This is a genomic window from Planococcus sp. 1R117A, from assembly GCF_051417975.1.
GTDB classification, from domain to species: Bacteria; Bacillota; Bacilli; order Bacillales_A; family Planococcaceae; genus Planococcus; species Planococcus shenhongbingii.
This window is the reverse complement of record NZ_JBPRLO010000014.1, coordinates 1-15,939: the sequence shown is the minus strand read 5'-3', so window position 1 is coordinate 15,939 and position 15,939 is coordinate 1. Positions and strand designations below refer to the sequence as shown.

The 15,939-nt window shown below is 44.0% G+C and carries 15 protein-coding genes, 1 tRNA gene, 1 rRNA gene, 1 other RNA gene and 1 other annotated feature; of the genes, 3 read left to right on the top strand and 15 right to left on the bottom strand.

Annotated features, from left to right (window positions below):
* Positions 1-389: 389 nt before the first annotated feature.
* The 5 genes from ACSFXN_RS19765 to ffs form a co-directional block, all read right to left on the bottom strand.
* Entirely contained in the window at positions 390-674 is a 285-nt protein-coding gene (locus ACSFXN_RS19765) for a DUF2508 family protein (protein WP_437151905.1), read from the bottom strand.
* 17 nt (positions 675-691) lie between these two features.
* Complete coding sequence (recR, locus tag ACSFXN_RS19760; RefSeq protein ID WP_437151904.1) at positions 692-1,288, bottom strand: recombination mediator RecR; 597 nt, start codon at positions 1,286-1,288, stop codon at positions 692-694.
* A 12-nt stretch (positions 1,289-1,300) separates the two neighbouring features.
* Positions 1,301-1,621, bottom strand: coding sequence for a YbaB/EbfC family nucleoid-associated protein (locus tag ACSFXN_RS19755; protein ID WP_300990875.1), 321 nt, complete (start codon positions 1,619-1,621; stop codon positions 1,301-1,303).
* Between the two features lie 26 nt (positions 1,622-1,647).
* Positions 1,648-3,381: a DNA polymerase III subunit gamma/tau gene (gene dnaX, locus ACSFXN_RS19750; protein ID WP_300990874.1), complete on the bottom strand. Its 1,734-nt coding sequence runs from the start codon at positions 3,379-3,381 to the stop codon at positions 1,648-1,650.
* A gap of 163 nt (positions 3,382-3,544) precedes the next feature.
* Positions 3,545-3,810, bottom strand: an RNA gene (gene ffs / locus ACSFXN_RS19745) — signal recognition particle sRNA large type.
* Between the two features lie 345 nt (positions 3,811-4,155).
* On the opposite strand from ffs, the gene ACSFXN_RS19740 reads away from it, so the two are divergent.
* A tRNA-Ser gene (locus ACSFXN_RS19740) sits at positions 4,156-4,248 on the top strand.
* A 209-nt stretch (positions 4,249-4,457) separates the two neighbouring features.
* On the opposite strand, the gene ACSFXN_RS19735 is transcribed toward ACSFXN_RS19740, so the two are convergent.
* Together ACSFXN_RS19735 and ACSFXN_RS19730 are read right to left on the bottom strand one after the other, a co-directional pair.
* Positions 4,458-5,126: a deoxynucleoside kinase gene (locus ACSFXN_RS19735; RefSeq protein ID WP_437151903.1), complete on the bottom strand. Its 669-nt coding sequence runs from the start codon at positions 5,124-5,126 to the stop codon at positions 4,458-4,460.
* Positions 5,123-5,761: a deoxynucleoside kinase gene (locus tag ACSFXN_RS19730; protein WP_300990872.1), complete on the bottom strand. Its 639-nt coding sequence runs from the start codon at positions 5,759-5,761 to the stop codon at positions 5,123-5,125. Before ACSFXN_RS19730 ends, ACSFXN_RS19735 begins: the two co-directional genes overlap by 4 nt.
* 246 nt (positions 5,762-6,007) lie before the next feature.
* Here ACSFXN_RS19730 and tadA point away from each other — a divergent pair, with 246 nt between their 5' ends.
* Complete coding sequence (gene tadA / locus ACSFXN_RS19725; protein WP_437151907.1) at positions 6,008-6,499, top strand: tRNA adenosine(34) deaminase TadA; 492 nt, start codon at positions 6,008-6,010, stop codon at positions 6,497-6,499.
* On the opposite strand, the gene ACSFXN_RS19720 is transcribed toward tadA, so the two are convergent.
* The 4 genes from ACSFXN_RS19720 to pdxS form a co-directional block, all read right to left on the bottom strand.
* Complete coding sequence (locus ACSFXN_RS19720) at positions 6,494-7,372, bottom strand: alpha/beta fold hydrolase (RefSeq protein ID WP_437151902.1); 879 nt, start codon at positions 7,370-7,372, stop codon at positions 6,494-6,496. The genes tadA and ACSFXN_RS19720 overlap by 6 nt on opposite strands.
* A 96-nt stretch (positions 7,373-7,468) precedes the next feature.
* Positions 7,469-8,743 (bottom strand): serine--tRNA ligase, encoded by a 1,275-nt coding sequence (serS, locus tag ACSFXN_RS19715; RefSeq protein ID WP_437151901.1) that lies wholly within the window; start codon positions 8,741-8,743, stop codon positions 7,469-7,471.
* A gap of 65 nt (positions 8,744-8,808) precedes the next feature.
* Positions 8,809-9,015: a binding site (T-box leader), on the bottom strand.
* 32 nt (positions 9,016-9,047) lie between these two features.
* Positions 9,048-9,641 (bottom strand): pyridoxal 5'-phosphate synthase glutaminase subunit PdxT, encoded by a 594-nt coding sequence (gene pdxT, locus ACSFXN_RS19710; protein WP_437151900.1) that lies wholly within the window; start codon positions 9,639-9,641, stop codon positions 9,048-9,050.
* A 1-nt stretch (position 9,642) separates the two neighbouring features.
* Entirely contained in the window at positions 9,643-10,527 is an 885-nt protein-coding gene (gene pdxS, locus ACSFXN_RS19705) for a pyridoxal 5'-phosphate synthase lyase subunit PdxS (protein WP_437151899.1), read from the bottom strand.
* 103 nt (positions 10,528-10,630) lie between these two features.
* Between pdxS and ACSFXN_RS19700 the strand changes: the two genes are divergently transcribed.
* Entirely contained in the window at positions 10,631-12,052 is a 1,422-nt protein-coding gene (locus ACSFXN_RS19700; RefSeq protein ID WP_437151898.1) for a PLP-dependent aminotransferase family protein, read from the top strand.
* A gap of 10 nt (positions 12,053-12,062) precedes the next feature.
* On the opposite strand, the gene ACSFXN_RS19695 is transcribed toward ACSFXN_RS19700, so the two are convergent.
* The 4 genes from ACSFXN_RS19695 to rrf all read right to left on the bottom strand — a co-directional run.
* Complete coding sequence (locus ACSFXN_RS19695; RefSeq protein ID WP_437151906.1) at positions 12,063-13,361, bottom strand: D-alanyl-D-alanine carboxypeptidase family protein; 1,299 nt, start codon at positions 13,359-13,361, stop codon at positions 12,063-12,065.
* Between the two features lie 250 nt (positions 13,362-13,611).
* A complete protein-coding gene (guaB, locus tag ACSFXN_RS19690) occupies positions 13,612-15,078 on the bottom strand; it encodes an IMP dehydrogenase (RefSeq protein WP_300990866.1) in 1,467 nt (488 codons plus the stop codon).
* A gap of 105 nt (positions 15,079-15,183) precedes the next feature.
* Positions 15,184-15,660 carry a glutathione peroxidase gene (locus ACSFXN_RS19685; protein WP_437151897.1) on the bottom strand — a complete coding sequence of 159 codons (477 nt, stop codon included), beginning with the start codon at positions 15,658-15,660 and terminating at the stop codon, positions 15,184-15,186.
* Between the two features lie 181 nt (positions 15,661-15,841).
* Positions 15,842-15,939, bottom strand: a 5S ribosomal RNA gene (gene rrf / locus ACSFXN_RS19680); the annotation flags it as partial.

Below are 15,939 nucleotides of genomic sequence, written 5' to 3'. Positions count from 1 at the left end.
TAGTGTTTTGCTCCGGTCGCACGCGACCTTCGCAGAATGTGGGTGCCGCGTTCGGAACGCGGTCCCCACTATTTGTTGACGTTTTGCATTCAGTTTTCAAGGTTCAGGTTTCGTCGTTTGTTTCACCGACAACTTTATTAGTATAACTTATTTAAAAAACATTGTCAACAACTAATTCCGTTGCTTGTTGATTTTACTAGTTACGTTTTTCCGAAGCACTACTGTTACTTCAAACAACAACTATATTAGTATAACTTAATCACTCATCAATGTCAATTGTTTTTCATACATTTTTATTCCCAAGTTTTTTGGGACGCTTTTTAATATACCAGGCATGAAAAGCTGAGTCAAAGATTTTGATTTATCCACTTCAAATAACTTGCCTTCTTTTAAGTTCCTTCTATAAGAAGAGCCCAATTCAAACCATAAATAAAAAGCAATGCTGAAGGAGCCATTGCTTTTACTGGAATTTCACATTGCGGATCCGCGCTTCTTTTAAATAAGAAAAGATAGTTGCTTTCAGCAATCTTCCGGCCGACCCTGCCAAACAATTCATGGTCTGCCGCCCGATTTTCTAATGCCAGCGCACGTCCCCGCTCTTCTTTTGTTTCAATAAACTGGCGAATCAATTGTTCATCAAACGCTTTTTTCAATTTCCCTCTTTTTAAAAACACGCTTGCCGATTTCCTCTTTACAACTCGCGTCTGCCTTCCATTGCTTTAGATAACGTAACTTCATCGGCATACTCTAAGTCTCCCCCAACTGGCAGACCGTGAGCGATGCGTGTAGTTTTGATCCCAGAAGGTTTGACTAGGCGTGAAATATACATTGCCGTCGCTTCTCCTTCAATTGTCGGGTTTGTTGCCAAGATCAACTCTTCCACAGTTTCATCTTGCAGCCGCTTCAATAAAGAAGGAACGTTGATATCTTCCGGGCCAATTCCGTCCATTGGAGAAATTGCTCCTTGAAGAACATGATACAGACCTGTGTAATCGCGCATTTTTTCCATTGCGATGACATCCTTTGGATCCTGCACTACACAAATCGTTGACCGGTCACGTGATTGATCTTGGCAAATCATGCATGGATCAACATCGGTGATATGCCCACACGTTGAACAAAAACTCAAATTCCTTTTCGCATCCACTAACGCTTTAGCGAAATCAAGAACCGTGTCTTCTTTCATCCCAAGCACAAAAAATGCCAGCCGGGCAGCTGTTTTTGGCCCGATTCCTGGCAATTTCATAAAGCTTTCCATAAGTTTCGATATTGGCTCTGGGTAATGCATTCCGTTTACCTCCTAGAACATGCCAGGAAGATTTAACCCCTTAGTGAATTTCCCCATCGTGGAATTCGCATGTTCTTCCGCTTTTTTAAACGCTTCGTTTGTCGCAACGATCAATAGATCTTGAAGCATTTCTACATCTTCCGGGTCTACTACTGATGGATCTAAAACTACATCAAGCACTTCTTTATGTCCGGATACAGTGACTTTCACCATTCCGCCGCCAGCTGATCCTTCAAATTTCAATGTTCCCAGTTCTTCTTGGGCTTCCGCCATTTGTTTTTGCATTTTCTGCATTTGTTTCATCATGCCTTGCATATTTCCGCCACCGCGCATAATAGTTTCCTCCTTTAGGTTGTTTATTAATCGTCGTGAATTTCAACAAAGTCTTTGCCAAATAACCGCTCTGCTTCAGAAATAAACGGATCTTCTTCCGCCACCGACCCATCAGCAGAGAAAGGATGCTGTTCTTCAGCTTCCGAATGCTTCTCTTCTGACCCTGATTTCAATCCGCTGTTTTTAATAAACTCTTCACGGATTTTCAACCAGCTTTCATCCGGCACAAAAATTGGTGTGTAAGCTTTACCCGTATACTGTTGAAGAAGCTGGCTAAAAGCGACAGCAAAAGTCTGATTATCTGAAGCCATCTGGCAATGAATATCATACTTGAATTTTAACACAAAAGCATCTGCTGAGGCCGCTACTGGCTCCGCTTCGTTCAATAAAGCCGCATGTGATTTCTGCAATTGCCCCATGACCGTCGACCAGTTGGTTTTGATCGCTTGGATATCCGGCTTTGTCGCATTCTTCAATACATCCTGAATGCGGCCCACCGGGATTTTATAACTGCTTTGAGACCGCTGCCGGCGTTTTGGTTCAGCGCCCGCCGCTGGAGTTGCCGCAACAGCCCCATTTTTCAATTGTTGTTGAAGTTGAATAATCAGTTGCTCCAATTGATTAACTTTTGCTTCCAGTTCCGGAGATGCTGATCCTGAAGAAACTGCGACCGGTGCATCTGCCTGCACCATTTTCAATAATGCTGTCTCCAAATAGATTTTTGTATGATTGGAGAACCGCATTTCCTGCTGAGTTTTCGTCAATACATCAATCCATGCATAAAGAGTTGCTGATTCAAATTGCTTCGCCAACTCTTCAAACCGTTCTTCGTGCGTAGCAAGCTCCAGCATATCGTGCAAATCCGGAGCCGTTTGAATCAATAACAAATCCCGGAAAAAAGTGATGAAATCTTCTACCAGCCGGACTGGGTCTTTCCCGTCACGGACCAGCTGTTCCAGCAGAGTCAACGCTTGGCCAATATCTTTTTCGACCAATGCTCCTGCCATCTCATAGAATACATCCTGGCTTATGGAGCCAGTCACAAGCAGGGCATCTTCAATCGTCATTTCATCACCGCTGAATGATACTACTTGATCCAGCAAGCTGAGTGCATCCCGCATTCCGCCCGCTGCTGCTTGGGCAATAACTTTCAACACTTGCTCGTTATAAGGAAGGCCTGCGTCCGTTAATACTTCAATCATCCGTTCCACAATATCCGCTTGCGACAACCGTTTAAAATCAAAGCGCTGACAACGAGAAATAATGGTAAGCGGCAGTTTATGCGGCTCTGTAGTCGCCAAGATAAATACAACATGCTCTGGCGGCTCTTCAAGCGTTTTCAACAAGGCGTTAAAGGCACTATTGGAGAGCATATGCACTTCATCAATAATATAAATTTTAAACCGGGAATTTGCCGGAGAAAACCGGACTTTTTCAATGATTTCCCGCATTTCTTCCACTCGGGAATTTGATGCGGCATCAAATTCAATGACATCTGTATTGGACCCTTCAGTAATGCTTTTACAAGAACTGCATTCATTGCAAGGTTCTGCCACAGGTGCCTGTTCACAGTTGAGTGCTTTCGCAAAAATTTTAGCTGCACTCGTTTTCCCTGTCCCCCGCGGACCTGAGAATAAATAAGCATGAGTTGTCTTATTGTAAAGGAGAGCATTTTGAAGGGTTTGTTTAATATGCGACTGACCTGACATTTCAGAAAAGGACTGCGGCCGGTACACACGATAAAAAGCTTGATACGCCAACGTTTTTCTCTCCTTTTGTTAAAAGTGTTTTCCGTCCTTTAATTATATCATAAATGGCGGTTCCTTCTGAATGATTACTTCCTGGCTAATAGATTGGCATGAAAAAACGCCAGTAAAAAACCTGTCCGCATATTTGCGGACAGGTTTGATTTTAAAGTTAATGCCGTGCACCTTTCTTTGACTGCTGCACACAAGCGTTACCCTTGTCGTTAGCTCGATCTAGGCAATCCCGCGGCACATGAAAAGTTCCACTTAATGCTGCTTCCTTCCGGACCTGACATGGTTCATGGGTTTCCATTGCGCAGGACCCAAACGTCAACACTACGTGCAAGGGGCAGACCCTGCACACAAACAGCCTAGGAAAGGGATTCAGTCCTGCTAAAGCGGATTGCAGGTTACAGGACACCGCTATCTTCCCACCTAGCACGGCATTTATTAGTATACGAATGTTTTCTGAAAAAATCAATCCGTAAGCCTTAAAGAATATAAAATATTTAAAAGCTGGGCTCTGCATAAAAAATAAGCTTATATAAGTTGGACTAACATATCCTTTTATACACTGCTTTGGGCAGGGCAAAGACTCGTGCTCCTGCGATGAACCGCGCCGGATAAGCTTTCTAAAAGAGAAGATCACTTGATTGCTCACTTAAATATGGAGTTGTTCTGCGGAATACCAACGGCTACAAACTATACCATTAAAAATTTTTAAAAAAAGATTACCAAAAGTGTTGACAGCAAGTTTCTCTTTATGATAAATTAATTCTTGTCTGATACGGAGGAATACCCAAGTTTGGCTGAAGGGATCGGTCTTGAAAACCGACAGGGGAGTCAAATCCCGCGGGGGTTCGAATCCCTCTTCCTCCTCCATTTTTTTGAATTTACACGCGCATATAAATTCGAGATTGGATTCGTTACGAAAGTAGCGAATTTTTTTCAGGACTTACATGTCTGAAGATTTCGATACATAAAAGATGACTTAACAAGCAGAAGGCTTACCGCCTTCTGCTTTTTTTATTGCCTTTATTATTTCCCGGGAAATAATAACACCCCAGCCTGCAATAGACTGGGGTGTTAGCTTATTTTTTCAATAAAGATGTTTGCTGCATAAAGTTGCCGATTCGTTCTACGATGCGTTCCTTGCAGTCAGGATCATTCATTAAGTCGTATTCATTAATGTTTAAACGCAGAACCGGGCAGCCGTTAAACGAGTTAATCCACTTCTCATAGCGCCCGTGCATTTCAATCCAATATTCAACCGGCGTCTGCTGCTCCATTAGACGGCCTCGTTCCTGGATGCGGCCTAAAATATCTTCAATCGACCCTTCCAAGTAAATCAACAAGTCCGGGTGTGGGAAATAAGGAGTCATAACCATCGCTTCGAACAGATTCGTATACGTTTCATAATCCACGTCATTCATTGTGCCTTTTTCCCAGTGCATTTTTGCAAAAATGCCAGTGTCTTCATAAATCGAACGATCTTGGACAAAACCGCCGCCGTATTCAAACATGCGCTTTTGCTCTTTGAAGCGTTCTGCCAGGAAATAGATTTGAAGATGAAAACTCCATTTCTCAAAATCATCATAAAACAAATCCAGATAAGGATTGGCATCCACTTTTTCAAAAGAGGTGCGGAATTGAAGCGCGTCTGCTAACGCCTTAGTCATCGTTGATTTGCCGACACCTACCGTACCGGCAATTGTAATTACGGCATCTGCCGGAATACCGTATTTTTCACGTAAATTCATATTGTTAAACTCCTTTGTTTTAAGGTTTCGTCCACTTTGCTTAAAATCAGACGTAAATCTGGTTCATTCTGGACGAAATCCATGTCATCGCCATTAAACCGCAACACCGGAATTTCCGGATGTTCGCGTTCAAAACGTTCAATAAATTCATGGTAATCAGCCAGCAGTTGTTCCATATAGGCCGGGGTAATCATTTTCTCGAATTCACGTCCACGCATTTTGATGCGTTTCATCAGTGTTTCAAGGCTGGCATGCAGGTAAATCACCATATTGGGTGCTGGCATATCTGCTGTCAGGATCTTATAGATGGCTTCGTATTTGGCATACTCGGCTGCCGGCAATGTGCGCTTCGCAAAAATCAAGTTCTTGAAAATATGATAATCCGCTGCGACAGGCTCGCGTTTAGAGATGAATTTCTTTTGAATATCAGACAACTGCTTATAGCGGTTGCATAAAAAGAACATTTCAGTCTGGAAACTCCATTCCTCAATGTCTTCGTAAAATTTAGTAAGAAACGGATTTTCATCGACAATTTCTTTTAACATCTGAAATTGATGGTGGTCAGCAATTGCTTTTGCCAGTGACGTTTTGCCAACGCCAATCGGACCTTCTACCGTTATAAATGGCACCGGCATGGGAAGTTCCCCTCTTTCTGTTCAAGTGTTGTACAGTGCCATTCATTTTAACACAGACTTCCTTTTAAAAATAGAAAAAAAGCATGCCCTAATTTAATGGATAGGCGATTTAAAAGTTTTCTCCCGCTGATCTTAGGCTTTGCTTAAGTGGCCAACACTTTTTAGTCTTTTCCCCTCTGTAAGATAAGACTTCTTTATTTTTGCTGTCTAAAAAATGATACACTTGCAAGTAAGGAGAGATGAATGATGAACGGAATTGAACAAGACCATTATTATATGGGCCTCGCGATTGAAGAAGCCCAAAAAGCGGCAGCAAAAGGAGAAGTCCCGATTGGAGCCGTTATCGTGCATGAAGGAAAAGTGATTGCACGGGCACATAATTTGCGGGAAACTACTCAAAATGCAGTAACACACGCTGAACTTTTAGCTATTCAAGAAGCATGCCAGCAACTAGGCAGCTGGCGCCTGGAGAACACCAACCTTTACGTAACGTTAGAGCCATGTCCAATGTGTGCGGGTGCCATTTTGCAGTCCCGCATTCCAAGGGTCATCTACGGGGCACGCGATGCCAAAGCCGGCAGCGTCGATTCACTGTACCGGCTGCTTAACGATGACCGCTTCAATCATCAATGTGATGTTACTGAAAATGTGATGGCTGCGGAATGCGGAGGGTTGCTTACCCAATTTTTCCGTGCACTCAGGGAAAATAAGAAAAAGAAAAAGCGGGAGCTCTTATAGGGCTGCCGCTTTTTCTTCGGTTAAAAACTGCTCAATAAGCAGATTGAGGATATAAGCTTGTTCATGATGGATCCAATGGGTCGCTTCTCCGACAAACACCAATTCAGCGTCTTCGCAAAAGTCCAGGCTTTCCTTTGCCAGTTCCGTTGACAGGAACTGATCGCCGATTCCCCAGATGATGCGAACAGGGACGCTGATTTTTTGTTCCGGTACTTGCAGGACGTTGCCTTGCCGGATCGCCCGGTACCAATTGAGCATAGCCGTCAACGCACCTGGCTGATCCCATGCCTCCTGATAAGCGGCCAGCTCTTCCTCACTAAATGTATCCGGATTGCTTGTTGATACCAAACTCCCTACCATCGTCTTGAAATAATCCGCAGCCAGCATTTTCTCCGGTAAATCCGGTAATTGGAAAAAAGCGATATATGAGCTTCTTGCCCATTGCAATGGATTGCGCTTCAGTACCCTCGGCATGGCCTGAGGATGCGGAATATTGACTGCAATCATTCTTTCAACGTACTGCGGCTTGGTAGAAGCCAAATGCCAGGCTACTGCCCCTCCCCAGTCATGGCCAATAATGGCCGCATTGGTTCTGCCGAAATGCTCGATTAATCCCACTACATCGTCCCGCAGTAAATCCAAGCTATAGCTTTCGATGTCTTGGGGCTTGTCGCTTAAATTATAACCGCGCTGATCCGGTACTGCGACGCGGTAGCCCATTTTAGTGAGCGGTTCAATTTGCTTTTTCCAGCCAAACCAAAATTCCGGAAAGCCATGCAGCAAAATGGCAAGCGGCCCCTCTTCAGGTCCCGCTACTGCAGTATGCAGCGCAATGCCGTTCGTTTTAATCCATTGAAACGATAGATCCTCCATATCAACAACTCCTCTCAAATGGCTTTAGCTGTTCTTTACCCGTTCTGGCGAAAAATAAAAAAGACCCAAAAGCATTTTGCTTTTGAGTCTCAGGTTTTATTTGATAAGGTCTTTGCCGCCCATATACGGACGCAGTATTTCCGGAATTAAAATCGATCCGTCTTGTTGCTGGCAATTTTCCAGCAAAGCCGCTACTGTCCGTCCGATAGCTAACCCGCTGCCGTTCAAGGTATGCACAAATTCCGGCTTGCCATTTGGTTCGCGGCGGAATTTAATATTAGTGCGGCGTGCCTGGAAATCTTCGAAATTACTGCAAGAAGAAATTTCCCGGTACATTTCCTGACTTGGAATCCAAACTTCAATATCGTATTTTTTCGCAGCGGTAAAGCCCAGATCCGCTGTACACATTTTCAAGACGCGGTAAGGCAATCCAAGAAGCTGCAATACTTTCTCAGCATGTCCCGTCAATTTCTCCAATTCATCATAAGAATCCTCCGGCTTTACAAAGCGCACCAGTTCGACTTTATTGAATTGATGCTGTCTGATTAACCCGCGCGTGTCACGGCCCGCAGAACCTGCTTCAGAGCGGAAATTCGCGCTATAAGATGCAAAGGCCTGAGGCAGCATTTCCCCATCTAAAATTTCGTTGCGGTAAAAGTTTGTAACTGGCACTTCAGAAGTCGGAATCAAAAAATAATCTTCTTCTTCAATCAAGAAAGCATCTTCTTCAAACTTTGGAAGCTGGCCAGTTCCAGTTAAGCTTTCACGGTTAACCAGATACGGCGGCAGCATTTCTTCGTAGCCGTGTTCTTCCTGATGCAGATCCATCATGAAGTTGATGAGTGCGCGTTCCAGGCGTGCACCAAGACCGCGGTAAAACACGAAACGGCTGCCCGTCACTTTTGCGGCCCGTTCAAAATCGATGATGTTCAAATCTGTTCCGAGATCCCAATGCGGTTTGATTTCGAACCCAAACTCCGGTTTAGTGCCCCAAGTGCGGATTTCCACGTTGTCGTCTTCAGAATCGCCGACCGGCACACTGTCATGCGGAATGTTCGGCACGCGCATCATGATGTAATTCAAGCGCTCTTCCACTTCACGCAATTGATCATCAATCACTTTGATTTCGTCGCCGACTGCACGCATCTTCGCAATGGCTTCATCCGCATTTTCTTTATTGCGTTTCATGGTCGCGATGTTTTGTGAAGCTTCATTGCGTTCTGCCTTTAACTTTTCTGTTTGGGCAATCAATTCACGGCGCTTTGCATCCACTTCTTCGAAATCATTAAGAACGGAAATATCTTCCCCGCGTTTCGCTAGTTTTGTTTTTACTTGTTCAAAATTGGCACGTACGTATTTAATATCTAACATGCTGGTTCCTCCTTCAATTTTCGGTTAATGGAAAAAAGACAACAAAAATAGCCCTCATCCCTTGGTAAAGGGACGAGAGCTACCCGCGTTGCCACCCTGATTGATTGGCAAAAGCCAATCCTCTTCATTACATAACGGCCTTTAAACCGGCAATGGCTTGTGTCGCCATGCAACTCAGGAGTGGATTCACACGCGCTTTTCACCGGTTTGCACCAACCACCGGCTCTCTTTGGAAAAACAGACGTATTACTATTCCCCATCAACGTTTCTACTTTTAAATTAATCATACTTTACTATAAACTGATTAATTTGGCAAGAGAATACCAGTTTCTGAAGGGATCATGCTTAAAAAGTACTCAGTAATCCGGTGATCCTTTGTCAACTCTGGATGAAATGAACAGCCAAGAAACTGGCCGCTTCTTGCCATGACGACTTTTCCCTCATGTTCGCACAACACTTCAGTGGTTGGACCAGCGCTGACAATATGCGGCGCCCGGATAAAGACCGCTTCAAACGGATCATCAATGCCTTTAATGGATAAAGATGCTTCAAAACTGTCGACTTGGCGGCCGAACGAATTGCGCTCTACGATGACATCCATAACACCCAGATGAGGTTCGTCATAGCCGACGACCTTGCCGGCGAGCAGAATTAACCCCGCACAAGTGCCGAACATTGGCTTGCCGGAAGCTGCAAATTCACGGAGCGGCTCCATCATGCCATAACGGTCAATCAAACGGCGCATCGTCGTACTTTCTCCGCCTGGCAAAATCAAGGCATCCAAAGATTCCAGATCTTTTGGCCATTTCACCAGGACCGCTTCCGCTCCACTTGCTTCAATTGATTGTACATGCTCGCGTACAGCTCCTTGCAATGCCAGCACTCCGACTCGTTTCATCTTACCAGCCCCGCTCCTGCATGCGGTCTCCTGCTGCAATCGTGGAAATTTCAATGCCTTTCATAGCAATGCCCAGGTCTTTGGACAATTCAGCGATCAATTTGTAATCCTGATAATGCGTCGTCGCTTCCACAATCGCACGGGCGAACCGTTCCGGGTTTTCCGATTTAAAGATACCCGATCCAACAAACACGCCGTCTGCCCCGAGTTCCATCATCAACGCTGCATCGGCAGGCGTCGCAACACCGCCGGCCGCAAAGTTGACGACAGGCAAACGGCCAAGGCGTTTCACTTCTTTCAGGAATTCGTAGGAAGCTCCCAAATTGCGCGCTTCCGTCATCAATTCATCATCGCTCAAAGTCACGACTTTGCGCACTTCTGCGTTTACTTGGCGCAGATGGCGGACCGCTTCTACAATATTGCCGGTTCCCGGCTCGCCTTTTGTACGAAGCATTGAAGCCCCTTCACCAATGCGGCGCGCCGCTTCGCCCAAATTGCGGCAGCCGCAGACGAAAGGTACCGTATAAGCATCTTTCAATAAATGGAATTCTTCGTCTGCCGGCGTCAGCACTTCGCTTTCGTCTATGTAATCAACGCCCATCGCTTCCAATATGCGTGCTTCCACAATATGGCCAATGCGTGCTTTGGCCATCACCGGAATAGATACAGCTTTCATCACTTCTTCTGTAATGCGCGGGTCTGCCATGCGGGCTACGCCGCCGTCTCTGCGGATATCGGAAGGGACACGTTCCAGTGCCATAACAGCAGTAGCACCAGCAGCTTCTGCAATACGCGCTTGCTCTGCATTGACCACGTCCATAATAACGCCGCCTTTTTGCATTTCTGCCATTCCTCGTTTTACACGATCTGTTCCATGATTACTCATCAATAATTCCCCCTTTTCATAATATTTTCAGTATAATAGAGTTTGACCATATAGAAATACTCAGATTCGCATTAATTCATAAGGTCAGTTAGGAGAAAGAATGATGGATATGCTCATGTTTCAACTTCAACGGCAAAATAGCACCCCTTTATATAAACAGCTTTACAAGGAAATAAAACAAGCCATTATTTCTGGTAAAATTTCTGTCGATACCAAATTGCCCAGTAAACGGAAACTTTCCGAGTTCCTGGACATCAGCCAAACTACTGTTGAACTCGCCTATGGCCAGCTGGTTGCTGAAGGGTTTATTGAATCAAGAGCCCGTAAAGGATTTTATGCACAGCCGGTAGAAGAATTGGCTTATCTGGACATGCCACAAGATGAGCCTTTGGTTAATGAACGTCTTGAGTACCGGTACGACTTTAATCCAGGAAAAATTGATACCCATTCGTTTCCTTTTTCTACATGGCGCAAATTGTCAAAAGATGTGCTGGATGAGATAAACCATGAATTGCTATTGACGGGGCATCCACAAGGCGATGAAGCGCTGCGCCATGAAATTTCCCGTTATTTATTTCAATCACGGGGAGTAGTGTGTAGTGCGGAGCAAATCATTATTGGCTCCGGAACCGAACAATTGATGCCTCTGCTGATCCGTTTGCTTGATAAAACGGTCGTGTTTGGCTTTGAAAATCCGGGATATCCATTAACCCACAGCATTTTTGCGCACCATGACCGAAAAGCGGTGCCAATCAGCATAGAAGAAGATGGCATTAATGTTACGGAACTGGAGGCTTCAGAAGTGGATATCGCCTATGTCACACCGTCTCATCAATTTCCGACAGGCTCTGTGCTCAGCGCTACTAAACGCGCCCAATTATTGAACTGGGCAGCTGCAAAGCCGGAGCGCTATATCATTGAAGACGACTACGACAGTGAATTCCGTTACACGAGCCGTCCTATACCAGCTCTTCAAAGCATGGATTTAAGCGGCCGGGTCATCTATATCAGTACGTTTTCTAAATCGCTCATGCCATCTTTGCGGCTTGCTTATATGGTTCTGCCAAAACGCTTGCTGCGCGCTTATCAGCGGACTTTCCTCCATTATTCTTCGTCCGTGCCGCGTATGGACCAGCAGCTGGTATCGGAGTTCATGAAAGAAGGGCATTTTTCCCGCCATTTGAACCGGATGCGCAAACTTTACAAGAAAAAGCTTGAGCATTTAACATCGCTTCTGCTGTTATTTGCACCAGCTGTTACCGTTTCCGGGCAGCAAGCCGGCATGCATATTGTCTTAACCATTCAAACCTCTATCACAGAAAGAGAATTGGTTGAACGGGCTAAACATGCAGGCATTCGCGTCTTTGGCTTAGGTTCATACGATGTCGAAGGGAAAACAGTTTCTCCTCCGCAAATTGTCCTCGGGTTTGGCGGATTAACGGAAGATGAAATTGAACAAGGCATCCTGCAGCTTATGGAATGCTGGAACATCCCATTGAAAAAAGCAGTTCATCTCAAAAGATGAACTGCTTTTTTTAGAATAATCCTTTTACAAAATCAAGTGCGCCTGTCCACATACTGCCCATAAAGCTGCCGACAGCTTGCATAGACAACGAGAACCAGTTGGCCCGTTCTACTTTTTCTGTCGCAACCACTTCTACAGGACCAGTGGTTTCATTCAAATAGCCGTAATCCATGCCTTCTTCTTTTACAAGCTTCACAGTTCCAATCACTTGGTCTTTTTCAATTTCAGCTTCAATCTTGCCATCTGTCATTAACGATTCATCAATGACTAATTCAGGCTTATACGAATCTTTATCACTTGTGCGGATCATCATCGTAATTGGTTCTTTAACCGCAATATTAACTTCATCTTCTTTTCCTTTGATTACCGGCAAAGTTTCTTTTCCTTTAAACTGATAACCTGCAGGAACAACTTCCTCTGTTTTAAACTGGCCGAAGCCAAAATCGAATAATACCCGGGTGGCATCAAAACGTGCTTTATAAGAACCGACGCCTTTGTCATCGACCGCTTTCATGACAACGGCGATCAGGCGGGTGTCTCCGCGTTTAGCGGTGCCGGCAAAGCTATGCCCGGCAAAATCCGTACTGCCGGTTTTTAAACCATCAACACCTTCGTATTCATAAGCCAGACCTGGAAGCATTGAATTCCAGTTCAACATGCCTGTTGCATCGGCTGTTCCTTCACGGAACACCTTATAAGGAATTTTTGTCGTCTCTAACACTTCCGGATACTTGTCCAGCAGCGCTTTAGTTAATTTCGCCACGGACTTGGCCGACATAACGTTTTCATCATTAGGACCCGTGTTTTTTGGATGCATTCCCATCAAAAGCGAATTGCTCAAACCGGTTGAATTGACCAATTTGGCATCTGTCAGACCCAATTCTTTCGCTTTCTCATTCATCAGCCGGACGAATTCTTCTTCAGTTCCAGCGATCGTTTCAGCAATTCCAATCGTAGCCGCATTCGCAGAATAAATAGCCATCGCTTCATACAGCTCTTGAATAGTGTACGATTCCCCTTTTCGCAAAGGTACATTGCTTAGGCTCATATCCTGTGAAATTTTATAAGCATAATCTGTTACCGTATACTCCTGATCCCAGGACACTCGGCCGTCTTCAATCGCTTCAAATAACAGATATTCCGTCATCATCTTGGTCATGCTGGCAATACCTAAAGAAGCCTCAGCATTTTGTCCATATAATATTTTGCCCGAATCAGCATCTACTAAAATGGCAGCATCTGCCTTTATATTCAAAGAATCTGCCGCTTTGGTTGGCTGTGGTCTCACAACAGTTAAAAATACAGCCATTACAGTCAATAAAATTGTTATTTTAACTACATTTCTCACTTAATTAAATACCTCCATCTGTAAGTTTCCCCATGCCATTTTATCATATTATATAAGTCCCGTAGCAAAAATATGAAAAAAGCACCCTTTACGCCTAAATTTAGGCGATTAAGGGTGCTAAAAGATACGATTCAGATTTAATTCATTCATTAGCAACATTCTTTTTATAAAAATTGGAATCTACTATCTATAAAAGACTGATTGCAAGTTTTTATGAAATCGAATAGTTTGGTGATTCTTTTGTGATTTGCACATCATGCGGATGGCTTTCGCGAAGCCCTGCGCCAGTCATGCGGATAAATTGTGCTTCCTCGCGCAATGTTTTCAAATCCGGGGTGCCGCAGTATCCCATTCCGGCACGGATGCCGCCAAGCAATTGATGGATGGTATCTGCCAATGGCCCTTTATAAGGCAAGCGGCCTTCGATTCCTTCTGGAACCAATTTTTTCGCTTCATCTTGGAAATAACGGTCTTTAGAACCTTTTTCCATAGATGCAATAGAACCCATTCCCCGATAATTCTTAAATTGGCGTCCTTGGAAGATTTCTGTTTCTCCCGGGCTTTCAGTTGTTCCGGCAAGAAGACTTCCAAGCATTACAACATGTCCGCCTGCTGCCAGCGCTTTAATGATATCACCGGAATATTTAATCCCGCCATCTGCAATAATGGTTCTGCCGTGTTTGCGAGCTTCTGTTGCACAGTCATAGACAGCTGTAATTTGCGGAACTCCTACACCTGCTACCACGCGTGTCGTACAAATCGAACCAGGTCCGATCCCTACTTTAACGACATCTGCTCCAGCATCAATCAAAGCTTTTGTTCCTTCAGCAGTAGCCACATTGCCTGCAATAATAGCCAATTCCGGATATTCTGCACGGATCTGTTTAACCATTTCCAGCACGCCTTTTGAGTGGCCATGAGCTGTATCCAGAACAATCACATCTACAGAAGCTTTAACCAGGTATTCTACCCGTTTCATTGTATCTGAAGTAACACCGACCGCTGCACCGACAAGTAATCGGCCATGAACATCTTTCGCTGCATTTGGAAACTCGATTACTTTTTCAATATCTTTAATCGTAATCAAGCCTTTTAAGATGCCGCTGTCATCAACGATGGGCAGTTTTTCAATTTTGTATTGCTGCAAAATCTTTTCTGCATCTTCCAGCGTAGTGCCAACTGAAGCAGTAACCAGCTGTTCTTTCGTCATAACATCATCAATTTGCAGGGAATAATCTTGAATAAAACGCAAATCACGGTTGGTAATAATGCCGACTAATTTTTGCTCTTCTTCATTATTAACAATTGGAACTCCAGAAATGCGGTATTTCCCCATTAAATGTTCAGCATCAAAAACCTGATGTGTAGGAGTTAAGAAGAAGGGATCTGTGATAACGCCGTTTTCTGATCGCTTAACAGTCGTTACTTGTTCCGCTTGTTCTTCAATGCTCATATTTTTATGAATGACTCCAAGACCGCCTTGACGAGCCATGGAGATTGCCATTTTCGCTTCTGTGACAGTATCCATCCCTGCACTAATAATAGGGATGTTCAATTTGATGGTTGGCGTTAATTCCACCGATAAATTTATATCCTTTGGCAAAACTTCCGATTGCGCTGGAACTAACAAAACATCATCAAATGTTAAACCTTCTTTTACAAATTTCGACTCCCACATTATTGACACGCCTCCTGCTTCCTTTTGAATATTATTGTAAGGTTATCAGCGTCGGTATAAGGTGTCAAGAAAACAAGAATAAGAAAAAATATTCCGAATAGTGCATTATAGCAGCTTTGTAATATCTTCCTCCATTTTACTTGGCGCTGTTTGAGGAGCATACCGTTTTACCACATTTCCTTCACGGTCTACAAGAAATTTCGTGAAATTCCATTTGATGCTGTTCGTTAGTAAACCCTTTTGCTCAGAAGTTAAATATGTGAATAAAGGATCGGCATCGCTTCCTTTTACATCTACTTTTGCGAACATCGGAAAAGTGACGCCATAATTCACTTTGCAGAACTCCATTGTTTCATCTTGGTTGTGGAACTCCTGATCATTAAATTGACCGCTTGGAAAACCTAGTATTTGGAGGCCTTGATCTTTGTATTTTTCATAAAGGCTTTGCAACTCTTCAAATTGAGGAGTAAGCCCACATTTGCTGGCAGTATTGACAATAATTAAAGGCTGCCCTTTAAATCTTGCCAATGATTCCTTTTCCCCATTTGCTTTAGTTACTTCATATTCATAAAGAGCGCTCATTCAATCCACCCTTTCAATTTTCTTTAGATTATAACTTAGAAGATAGATATACAAGAAATATGGTCATGTAGCTAGTAAAATATAAACAGTTTAATATTTTTTAAGCCTTAGCTCTGTTGTAAAAGAAAACACAAAAAAGCCGTTGCCGGGAATACCGGCAACGGCTTCTTCTTCTTACAGGGCCCAGCAATGTCCTACTCTCGCAGGGGGAGACCCCCAACTACCATTGGCGCAAAAGAGCTTAACTGCCGTGTTCGGGATGGGAACGGGTGTGGCCTC